Annotated in this window: 2 protein-coding genes and 1 pseudogene; all 3 read right to left on the bottom strand. The window is 67.1% G+C overall.

Annotated features, from left to right (window positions below):
- A pseudogene (locus tag I5I_RS06655) lies at nucleotides 1-844 on the bottom strand (alpha-xylosidase); the annotation flags it as partial.
- The gene (locus tag I5I_RS06650) at nucleotides 844-1746 is read right to left on the bottom strand and encodes a carbohydrate ABC transporter permease (protein ID WP_112932504.1); all 903 of its coding nucleotides are present in this window, start codon (nucleotides 1744-1746) and stop codon (nucleotides 844-846) included. The pseudogene I5I_RS06655 and the gene I5I_RS06650, both read right to left, overlap by 1 nt.
- Nucleotides 1746-2672, bottom strand: coding sequence for a carbohydrate ABC transporter permease (locus I5I_RS06645; protein ID WP_051039517.1), 927 nt, complete (start codon nucleotides 2670-2672; stop codon nucleotides 1746-1748). Before I5I_RS06645 ends, I5I_RS06650 begins: the two co-directional genes overlap by 1 nt.
- Nucleotides 2673-2716: the final 44 nt, after the last annotated feature.

The raw sequence follows: 2716 nt of genomic DNA, 5'->3' as shown, positions 1-2716 counted from the left end.
GAGCTCGGTCCCGGGGATCCTCTAGAGTCGTCGTCGATGACGTCGTCCGCTGCGAAGCGGGGCCGGTGCTGCGGATCGGTACGGAGAACTGCACGCGCTCGACGGCTTCCGAGCCGACCTCGAACGAGACATGTCCCGGATCGTTCACCAGCACGCCGTAGCCGCGGTTGGTCAGGTAGAACGGCACGTTCTTGTACGCCTGCTCGCTCGAGGTGCCGCCGTCCGCGTTCCAGATGTCGACGGTCTGTCCGTTCTTGACCAGCGGGCCGAAGCGCTCGCCGAGGCCGTAGACGAGCTCGCCGACACCGAGATCCAGCTGCTCGTGCACGTACGCGGGTGCTGCGCTGGCGCGCTGTCCGGCGCGGGCGTTGCCGACGATACCGGTGTCGACCTGCGCGTCGGCCGAGATGCGCAGGTAGCCCTGCGACTTGTGGCCGCTGCCGGTGACCCGGCGTCCGTCGACCTCGAAGGCGAGATCCCAGGGGGCACCCGCGGCGACCCGTGCCGTGAGCAGGCCGGCGCGAACCGTGCCGCCGCTGGGGGTGATCTCGACGCCGTCGGCCGAGCCTCCCGCGCCGGGAAGCGCGAAGCCGCCGTGCCAGGGGGCGCCGGTGTGGTGCGCGACCCGTACGCGGATGACGCCGTCGGCGGGGGAGGAGAGGGTCGTGGTCAGCACGGGCCGGTTGAGCACGTCGCCGCGTCGTGCGATGACGGCCGTGGGGGCGGTGACCATCAGGCCGGGACCGTCTGCGGTGTCGGGGATCTGCCAGATGTCGTACGCCTCCTGTGCGTACAGGGCGGCGACACCGGGTCGCAGCTGCCAGAACCCGTCGGTGAACTTCATTACTTGACTGCTCCTGCCGTGATGCCCCGGGTGAGGGTGCGCTGGAAGATGAGGAAGAAGATGAGCGTCGGGATGATGCCCAGCAGCGCCGACGCGCTGGTCGTGGTGACATCCATGAGGCGGTCACCCTGCAGGACGCTGATGGCCACCGGCACCGTCTGATTCGCGTTCGATGCGAGGAACGTCAGCGGAATGAGGAACTCGTTCCACGTCCAGATGAAGAAGAAGATGAGCAGCACCGAGAGTGTCGGGCGGCTGATCGGGAAGACCACGCGCCAGAGGATCTTCCAGCGTCCGGCTCCGTCCAGGGATGCCGCCTCCAGCACTTCCTTGGGGAACGTGCCGTACACCGACGACAACAGGTAGGTGCCGAACGCGGCCTGCACGACGGTGAAGACGATGATCACCGACCACACGTTGTCGTAGAGGCCGACCGATTTGAACATGTAGTACAGCGGGTACAGCAGCGCCTCCTGCGGCAGCAGGTTCGCGAGCAGGAACAGCAGCACGATCCAGGTGCGTCCGCGTACGCGCCCGATGCCGATCGCGAAGGCGTTGAGCATCGAGATCAGCACGGCCAGCACGGCGACGATGCCCGAGATGAACACCGAGTTCCACACCTTCTGCGGAAAGTTGACGCGCTCCCAGAACGTGGTGATGCCGGTGAAGTCGAGGGCCTGCGGCAGAGCGAGTGGGCCGGAGGTGGCGTAGTCGGTGGGAGATTTGAACGAGTTCACCAGGACGAGGTAGAAGGGCGCGATCACGAGGAGCGCGCCGACGATGACGAGGGCGAGCAGGAGCCAGTCGACTCCGCGCTTGGTCACCATGCCGCCGCGCCCGCGTCGCCCGGAGGGCGCGCGGCGGGGGCGCGCCGTCGTGGTGAGTACGGTTCCGGCAGCCATCACAGGCCCGCCCTTTCTTTGCGTTCGAGAGAGTTCTGCACGCGGATGAACACGATCGACACGATGACGACGAGGATCGTGAGCACGGTGGCGATCGTCGCGCCGTAGCCGACGTCGCGCTTCGTGAAGAACTCCTGGTAGGCGTAGTACGAGGGAACGAGGGTCGCTCCGGCGGGTCCCCCGCGGGTGATGACGTAGACCGGGCCGAACACCTTGAGAGCGGCGATCGTGCAGGTGAGGGTCACGACGAAGATCTCCGGACGGATGATGCTGACCGTGATCGAGGCGAACCGCTGGAACCAATTGGCTCCGTCGAGTTCCGCCGCCTCGTACAGCTCCGGATCGACGCGCTGCAGTGCCGCCATGAAGACCACCACCGGGTACCCGATCTGCACCCAGACCAGCACCACCATGAGCACGAGCAGGGCGGAGGGCATCTGACCCAGCCAGTCGTAGGGGGCGATGCCGATGCCGCCGAGCAGCTGATTGAGGGCGCCGTCGCTGCCGGGGCGCACGATCCAGCCGATCACGATGCCGGCCACGGCGACCGGGAGGATCTGCGGAAGGTAGTAGGTCGCCCGCAGGAAGCTGCCGACGCGGCCGCCGAACTTGCGTCCGACGACGTCGAACAGCAGAGCGGCGATGAGAAGGCCCACGATCGTGGGCACGATCACCATCGCGATGACCATCCACACCGAGTTGAGGAACGACGTCCAGAAGGCCTCGTCGCCCACGAGCTTGATCCAGTTGGCGGCCCCGATGAACGTGGGTGCGCGCACCCCCTTCCAGCTGGTGAAGGTGAGATAGACGTTCCAGACGAGGGGAACGATGACGATGATCAGCAGCAGGAGGAAGCCCGGCAGCAGGTAGAGCCAGTAGGCTCCGCGCCCACGCCCGCGTTGCGGGATGGCGGGTTCATCGTCGATGACGCGGGTGCGGGAGGCCCGNGNGGNGAGNGACCNGGGGNNGC

It is taken from the genome of Microbacterium sp. B24 (assembly GCF_000333415.1).
In the GTDB taxonomy this organism is placed as follows: Bacteria; Actinomycetota; Actinomycetes; order Actinomycetales; family Microbacteriaceae; genus Microbacterium.
This window is presented reverse-complemented; position numbering and strand designations above follow the sequence as displayed.